The 6,974-nt window shown below is 63.2% G+C and carries 6 protein-coding genes; 1 reads left to right on the top strand and 5 read right to left on the bottom strand.

Annotated features, from left to right (window positions below):
- Window positions 1–72: 72 nt before the first annotated feature.
- From ACFQ6H_RS25550 to guaB, 3 genes are all read right to left on the bottom strand, one after another.
- On the bottom strand, window positions 73–1,827 hold the full coding sequence (locus ACFQ6H_RS25550; protein ID WP_378649359.1) for a GMC oxidoreductase: 1,755 nt from the start codon (window positions 1,825–1,827) through the stop codon (window positions 73–75).
- Window positions 1,828–2,000: 173 nt separating this feature from the next.
- The gene (locus tag ACFQ6H_RS25545; RefSeq protein ID WP_003940976.1) at window positions 2,001–3,140 is read right to left on the bottom strand and encodes a GuaB3 family IMP dehydrogenase-related protein; all 1,140 of its coding nucleotides are present in this window, start codon (window positions 3,138–3,140) and stop codon (window positions 2,001–2,003) included.
- Window positions 3,141–3,167: 27 nt separating this feature from the next.
- A complete protein-coding gene (guaB, locus tag ACFQ6H_RS25540) occupies window positions 3,168–4,691 on the bottom strand; it encodes an IMP dehydrogenase (RefSeq protein ID WP_283303226.1) in 1,524 nt (507 codons plus the stop codon).
- A 243-nt stretch (window positions 4,692–4,934) separates the two neighbouring features.
- Here guaB and ACFQ6H_RS25535 point away from each other — a divergent pair, with 243 nt between their 5' ends.
- Window positions 4,935–5,339: a DUF5319 domain-containing protein gene (locus tag ACFQ6H_RS25535; protein WP_003940777.1), complete on the top strand. Its 405-nt coding sequence runs from the start codon at window positions 4,935–4,937 to the stop codon at window positions 5,337–5,339.
- An 87-nt stretch (window positions 5,340–5,426) separates the two neighbouring features.
- On the opposite strand, the gene ACFQ6H_RS25530 is transcribed toward ACFQ6H_RS25535, so the two are convergent.
- Together ACFQ6H_RS25530 and ACFQ6H_RS25525 are read right to left on the bottom strand one after the other, a co-directional pair.
- Window positions 5,427–6,359: an anti-sigma-D factor RsdA gene (locus ACFQ6H_RS25530; RefSeq protein ID WP_378649357.1), complete on the bottom strand. Its 933-nt coding sequence runs from the start codon at window positions 6,357–6,359 to the stop codon at window positions 5,427–5,429.
- Window positions 6,343–6,921 carry a sigma-70 family RNA polymerase sigma factor gene (locus ACFQ6H_RS25525; protein ID WP_003940953.1) on the bottom strand — a complete coding sequence of 193 codons (579 nt, stop codon included), beginning with the start codon at window positions 6,919–6,921 and terminating at the stop codon, window positions 6,343–6,345. The genes ACFQ6H_RS25530 and ACFQ6H_RS25525 overlap by 17 nt, the downstream gene beginning before the upstream one ends.
- Between the last annotated feature and the right edge of the window lie 53 nt (window positions 6,922–6,974).

Raw genomic sequence — 6,974 nt, 5'->3', positions numbered from 1 at the left:
CACCCCTTTAACATGGTTGGGGGCGGGTCTTTTTACCCGCCCCGCCACGCCCCATCTTCGTTTGCGGAGACCTTATCCGGCTGCAGGCTCCGCCGGAACAGCGGTAGCTGTCTTGCCGCCGGTGATCTTCACGATCGGCAGAACCAGCGCGGCCGGAGCCGACGCCGGAACCACGGGCGACTTGGGTGCGATCGGAGTCAAACGCTCGTAGCCGCTGCCCTGAGCGGGACGCAGGTCCGTCTCCCCCTTGTTCGGCCACAGCGAGGCCGAGCGCTCAGCCTGAGCGGCAATGGTGAGCGACGGATTCACACCGAGATTGGCCGAGACCGCTGCTCCGTCGACGACGCTGAGCGTCGGGTAGCCGTAGACGCGGTGGTAGGGATCGATGACCCCGTGATCGGAATCCGACGCGATAGCGCAACCGCCGAGGAAGTGCGCCGTCAGCGGCACGTTGAAGATCTCGCCCCACGTACCGCCTGCGACGCCGTCGATCTTCGCGGCAACTCGACGCGTCGCCTCGTTGCCTTCCGGAATCCACGTCGGGTTCGGCTGACCGTGGCCCTGCTTGCTGGTGACCTTGCGTCGACCGAACAGGCCCTTCTTCGTGTACGTGGTGATCGAGTTGTCGAGGTTCTGCATGACCAGGGCAATGATCGTGCGCTCGCTCCAGTCCTTGACCGTCAGCATGCGCAGCATCTGGTACGGGTTCTTCGCGACCACACCGAGGAACTTGATCCACCGCGGTGTCGAGCCACCGCCATCCGTCATCAAGGTCTGCAGCAGTCCCATCGCGTTGGAACCCTTGCCGTAGCGGACCGGCTCGATGTGGGTGTCACTACTCGGGTGGAACGACGACGTGATCGCCACTCCGCGGGTCAGGTCGAGTGCGGGATCGACCTTGTACTTGCCTGCGCCGACAATGGATTCGGAGTTCGTTCGAGTCAGCTCGCCGAGCTTGTCGGAAAGCTTGGGCAGCGCTCCGGTGTCCTTCATGTCGAAGAGCAGATGCTGAGTGCCCCACGTTCCGGCCGCGAGAATGACGTTCGCAGCCGTGTACGTGCGGCGGTTCTTGCGTCCGAATGCACCGGTTCGCTCGGTGAACACGTCCCACGAACCGTCGCGAGCCTCACGAAGTCCGGACACGGTGGTCATCGGAATGATCTCGGCCCCAGCGGTCTCGGCAAGGCCGAGGTAGTTCTTGAGAAGAGTGTTCTTTGCTCCGTGACGGCAGCCTGTCATGCACTCGCCACACTCGATGCAACCGGTGCGCTCGGGTCCGACACCGCCGAAGTACGGGTCCTTCGCCTTCTTGCCCGGTTCACCGAAGTAGACGCCGACGGGCGTCTGGATGAACGTGTCTCCGACGCCCATGTCGTCGGCGACCGACTTCATGATCTCGTCGGCGGGCGTCATGTGCGGATTGCGGACCACACCGAGCATCTTCTGAGCCTGCTCGTAGTACGGCGTGAGTTCACTGCGCCAGTCGGTGATGTGCGCCCACTGCTTGTCCTGGAAGAACGGCTCCGGCGGCTGGTAGAGCGTGTTGGCGTAGTTCAACGAACCGCCGCCGACACCCGCGCCGGCAAGAATGAGGCAGTCGCGCAACAGATGTACGCGCTGAATGCCGAAGCAACCCAGCTTCGGAGCCCAGAGGAACTTCTTGAGATCCCAGCTGGTCTTCGCGAAGTCTTCGTCGGCATACCGTCGGCCGGCTTCGATGACGCCGACCTTGTAGCCCTTCTCCACGAGACGAAGCGCGCTCACGCTTCCGCCGAACCCGGATCCGACGATCAGTACGTCGTAGTCCGTTGCCCGTTGCTTGCCCATCAGGACACCTCCACCGTGAACCGTAGTTACCCGCCAGTATGCACCTATTCCTTGTGACTACCACCACAAGGGGTCTCATAAGCGTAACCGCAAGTATCAGGAACGGACGAAAGTCCTGCACAACGAACTGTGGCCCCGGTTCACGAGGAACCAGGGCCACAGAGAAGTACAAACTACGCGCGGACCGTCAGCCCGACCTTCTGGAACTCCTTGAGGTCGGAGTACCCAGCCTTGGCCATCGACCGACGAAGACCGCCGACGAAGTTCAGCGAACCGTACGGGTCATCCGACGGACCGCTCAGAACCTGGTCGAGACTCGGACGCTCACCGTAGGAAACCGGGAGAAGCGCTCCTCGAGGAACCGAAGGATGAGCCGCAGCGGACGGCCAGTACCAGCCGCCACCGGGCGCCTCGGCCGACACGGCCAGCGGCGTTCCCAGAACTGCAGCGTCCGCACCGCAGGCGATGGCCTTCGCCAGATCGCCCGAGGTTGCTATGTCACCGTCGGCGATGACGTGGACGTAGCGTCCACCCGTCTCGTCGAGGTAGTCGCGCCTGGCTGCTGCAGCATCGGCAATGGCCGTGGCCATCGGAACACCGATACCCAAGACCTCACCGGTGGTGGTTGCGCCCTCGGTGGAGCCGTACCCGACGATGACGCCGGCAGCGCCGGTACGCATCAGGTGCAGGGCGGTGCGGTGGTCACTGACCCCACCCGCGACAACCGGAACGTCGAGTTCCGAGATGAACGTCTTGAGGTTGAGCGGTTCCTGCTCGGTGTGCACGACGTGCTCGGCCGAGATGATCGTGCCGTGGACGACCAACAGGTCGATTCCGGCCTTGATCAGCTCAGGCGTCAGTGCGCGCGCATTCTGCGGGCTGACGCGAACGGCAGTGGTGACCCCCGAATCACGGACCTGCGCGACCGCGGCGGCCAGAAGACCGGCCTGCAACGGTGCCGCGTGCAACTCCTGCAGATAACGGATGGCCGCGTCGACCCCACCGTCCTTCTCGGCGATCTCGACGAGACGCCGGAGCTTCTCCTCGACATCGGGGTGACGGCCCCACAGGCCTTCACCGTTGATGACACCGAGGCCGCCGCGCTTTCCCAGCTCGATCGCGAAGGTCGGTGAGACCAACGCGTCGGTGGGATGTGCGAGGACTGGAATGTCGAACCTGTAAGCGTCGAGCTGCCAAGCAGTCGACACCTCCTTCGACGAACGGGTTCGCCGGGAGGGAACGATGTTCACATCGTCCAACTCATAGGTACGTCGGGCCGTTCGACCCATGCCGATCTCAACGAGGTCGCGCACGCGCGCCCCTTTCTCGTGTACTGGTTGCTAACGAGCGGTGTAGTTGGGTGCTTCGACAGTCATCGTGATGTCGTGCGGATGGCTTTCCTTCAAACCGGCCGCCGTGATCTGGACGAACTGAGCGTTCTGCAGGTGCTCGATCGTCGCCGACCCCGTGTAACCCATGGCAGCGCGCAGACCACCGGTGAGCTGATGCGTCACCTGGGAGAGCGGGCCACGGAACGGAACACGTCCTTCGATGCCTTCCGGAACCAACTTGTCCTCGGAAAGTACGTCATCCTGGAAGTACCGGTCCTTGGAGTACGACTTGGCCTCACCACGCGACTGCATCGCGCCGAGCGAACCCATGCCGCGGTAGCTCTTGAACTGCTTGCCGCCGACCAGGATCAGTTCTCCGGGCGATTCAGCGGTACCGGCCAGGAGCGAGCCCAGCATGGCCGTCGACGCACCCGCGGCGAGAGCCTTCGCGATGTCACCGGAGAACTGGAGTCCACCGTCAGCGATGACGGGCACACCGAGAGGCTTGCACGCGGCAACAGCTTCCAGGATGGCCGTGACCTGAGGGGCACCGACACCGGCGATGACGCGGGTGGTGCAGATGGAACCAGGGCCGACTCCGACCTTGACGGCGTCGACGCCTGCTTCGACGAGAGCCAAGGCACCCGCGCGCGTGGCGACGTTGCCACCGATGATCTGAACCCGCTCGCCCAGTTCACGCTTCAGCTTGGCGATCATGTCGAGAACGTTGGACGAATGCCCGTGTGCACTGTCCACCACCAGTACGTCCACACCGGCATCGGTGAGCGCCATCGCACGCTGGAAAGCGTCGTCGCCTGCACCCACTGCAGCGCCGACGAGCAGCCGACCGTCGCGGTCCTTGGTGGCGTCGGGATGCTGTTCGGTCTTGACGAAGTCCTTGACCGTGATCAGACCGGTGAGCTTGCCGTTGCCGTCGACGATAGGCAGCTTCTCGATCTTGTGCCGACGGAGGAGGCCCAGTGCTACGTCTGCGGTGACGCCTTCCTGAGCGGTGATCAGCGGCATCTTGGTCATGATCTCGACGACCGGGCGGTTCTGGTCGACCTCGAAACGCATGTCACGGTTCGTGACGATGCCGACCAACTGGCCGGCGTCGTCGGTGACCGGCAGACCCGAGATGCGGAAGCGAGCGCACTTCGCGTCGACCTCGCCCATCGTGTCGGTCGGCTTACACGTGACGGGATCCGTCACCATGCCGGCCTCGGAACGCTTGACGGTCTCGACCTGCCCTGCCTGGACGTCGACCGACGAGTTGCGGTGCAGTACACCCATGCCGCCGGCGCGGGCCATCGCAATTGCCATGCGCGACTCGGTGACGGTGTCCATCGCAGAACTGACCAACGGGATCCGCAGACGGATGTCGCGAGTCAGTTGACTGGACGTGTCGACCTGGCTCGGGATGACGTCGGACGCGGCAGGCAACAGCAACACGTCGTCGTATGTCAGTCCCAGCATCGCGACCTTGTTGGGGTCGTCTCCTCCGGTGTGTACATGTCCTGCAGAACTACTCATGCGGTCAGGACCCTCCATGGACCTAGATTCGCCCAGGGCGACCGCTGTAGCAGCCGCCTCGAAACGGATTACGAAAGCTGGATATCGGATAGAAGGCACCTGCACAGAAAGATATTCCTGGCACCTTTTCCCGGCGTTGCACACCATGGTATCGGCTCACTCAAAGGTCCGAACCATCCCACCCACGCTGCGGGTACGCGTAACAAGTGGCGCTGACCCCCCTGACCTGCGTACCGTGGTGCTGTGCGTGATCAACTGCCCCCCGGTCTGCCGCCAGATCCCTTCGCCGGCGACCCAGCTGACCCCTCCGCGGCTCTCGATGCCATCGAGCCGGGCCAACCACTCGACCCCCACGAACGCCAAGCGGTCGAGGAGGATCTCGCTGACCTCGCCGTTTACGAGGCACTCCTCGCTCACCGCGGCATCCGCGGTCTCGTAGTGTGCTGCGAGGACTGCCAACAAGATCACTACCACGACTGGGACATGCTGCGCGCAAACCTGCTGCAGCTCCTCGTAGACGGAACCGTCCGCCCCCACGAGCCTGCCTACGACCCCATGCCTGAGGCATATGTCACGTGGGACTACTGCCGCGGATACGCCGACGCGTCGATGAACGAGGCGATGCACGGCGACGGTTTCGACAGCTGAGCGAAACCCCACCAAGTTCATACGAAAGTGGCCGACAAGCAATTGCTTGTCGGCCACTTTCGTATGACTCGAATCGCAGCGATGCGATCAGGGCGGGGGTGAAGAAGAATCACCCGACGGCGACGAGGCCGGAGCCAGTGACGTCGTTGTCGTGGTTGTCGTCGTCGTCGTCGTGGTCGTTGCCGTGGGCGACGATGACGGTGTCGACGACGCCGCGCTTGGACCAGGCGCCTGCATGATTCCAGGGTTGGGCGTTGTCGTCGTGGTCACGCCGCCAGGCAGCTGAGGGTTGGCCGGATTGACTGAGATCCCCGGAATCGCCGTGGGAGAGGTGGCAATCGAGGACTGCTGGTCGGTCGTCGACGGCGGCACTGCGGGTGACGTTGTCTCCTGGACCTGCGTCATCAACTTGCCCCAGCGCTCGACGAGATCCGTCTTGTCCTGCGAGTCCTTGACCGCATCGGCACGGTGAGCTGCGTTGTCCAACACCATCTTTGCCGCGGGAATGTCCCCAGCAGCCAACAGACGCTCGGCCTTCTCGAGCTCGGAGGTCGTGTCGATTTTCGCCACCGTCGAGTTTGCCTCGTCCGCGAAGACGACCTGCTTGACGCCCCAGAGAGCATCGCCGGGCTGTGCGTCGTACGCCATCGCCGTGGCGCCACCGAAGACCACTGCTGCCACAGCTGCGGCGGCGGCGATCGGGCGGACCACTCGCAATCGGGAACGTGAACGCTGACGATCGGAGAAGCCGGACGGCGTCGCTGTGATCGCAGCGATGACGTCGTCCAACAACGGACCCTCGGGCATCGGAGTCGCAACGACATCGTCACGCCATTGCGAGAGAATCAACGCAAGTTCGTACTGTTCGGTGCTATCGGTTGCTACCGGCCCACCACTCGAAATGGATTCGATCAGCGCATCGTCACGCCGAACCGCAGCCAAATCCACTGGCGTACCGTCGTCGGCGAGATCACCGAGATTCGAAGCGTCACGCTCCTCGTCTCTAGCCAAAGCTCTCACCTGCTTTCGTTACTTCTTTTTTCAGTTTCGCGATCGCCCTGTGCTGAGCGACTCGTACGGCTCCGGCGGTACTACCGACGGCGACGGCCGTTTCCTCGGCCGACATCCCGACCACCAGGCGAAGTATCAAGATTTCTCGATGCTTCTCCGGAAGTGTGCCGAGCAGTTCGTGCATCTGTCTGCTGGATTCCGAATCGAGTGCTCGCTGTTCGGGACCATCATCCAGTGCTATTACATCCGGTACTTCGGAAACGGGCTCCGACTTGTTACGGGCGGAGCTTCGATGTGCGTCCGCAACCTTGTGTGCCGCAATTCCGTACACAAAGGCCATGAACGGGCGTCCCTGGTCTTGATAACGCGGCAGCGCGGTCATCACGGCCAGACACACTTCCTGTGCGACGTCGTCAGCGGACAGGTGTCCTCGCTCGGCCGCACCCACTCGACCGCGGCAGTAGCGCACCACCATCGGTCGGATGTTCTCCAGAACCAAAGCTAGAGCTGTACGGTCGCCCTGCGCAGCAGCGGCGACCGCGGTGTCCAACTCATCGCTCGTATTTGTCATCGTCAGCGAAAATCCTGGCGTTACAGTGGCACCTCCCGAGCGGGTGTGCTCCC

The sequence above is a fragment of the Rhodococcus sp. NPDC056506 genome, from assembly GCF_042794945.1.
Taxonomy (GTDB): Bacteria; Actinomycetota; Actinomycetes; order Mycobacteriales; family Mycobacteriaceae; genus Rhodococcus_F.
Note: the sequence above shows the minus strand (reverse complement) of the source record. Positions and strands in the feature narration are given on the sequence as shown.